The sequence below is a fragment of the Prevotella sp. HJM029 genome, from assembly GCF_000599605.1.
Taxonomy (GTDB): Bacteria; Bacteroidota; Bacteroidia; order Bacteroidales; family Bacteroidaceae; genus Prevotella.
In genome coordinates this window covers 1-584 of the sequence record NZ_AZHT01000127.1, presented here as the reverse complement: position 1 = coordinate 584, position 584 = coordinate 1, and the positions used below count along the sequence as shown (strand labels likewise).

The window sequence follows — 584 nt, the reverse complement described above, 5'->3', positions numbered from 1 at the left end:
CCATCATCATTGAGTATCGTTGCAAAGTAGACCTCTTGCTTCTCGTGGGCTTCACGAGAAGCAAGCTCCAACAGACCCTCTTTCTTCTTGCGACGAGAGTAACGAGTCTTGTTGTAGTCATCCAAGACTTTAAGTGCTTCTCCATCCGTTAATGGACGAAGCCATATCGTATTCCAACGATTGAGTAGAGTTTTCATTTGTTGTATATATGATTGTTAGTATCTCGAATCTTTATTCCTTTGAGGCTTGCATAATCTATCACCCTCTTAGGTATGGCTTTTGCTTGCACAGGCACCTCGAGAATCATTTGTCCATCAAGAACTTTTCCATTATTTGCCTTGAAGATACCGGCATTAGCCCCACTTATATTGGATGGTACATCCGCTATTTTTGTCCCAGGTGCATATTTATCCGATAGTTCCTTTAAGTAACGAATTGCAGTCTCCTCTGACACCTCACTAAGCTGGGTATACTTACGAGAAACAATCTCTTTATTTGGAACGTATGAATCTAACCTCACATACTGATGCTTTGTAGGAGACCCTTCTGGTAGATTTATAGCTTTCTTCGGTGCTTCTAAATAA

2 pseudogenes are annotated in these 584 nt (G+C 40.9%); both read right to left on the bottom strand.

The window, feature by feature from the left end:
- A pseudogene (locus X919_RS0106080) lies at positions 1-197 on the bottom strand (hypothetical protein); the annotation flags it as partial.
- Positions 194-584: pseudogene (locus X919_RS16865) on the bottom strand (hypothetical protein); the annotation flags it as partial. The pseudogenes X919_RS0106080 and X919_RS16865, both read right to left, overlap by 4 nt.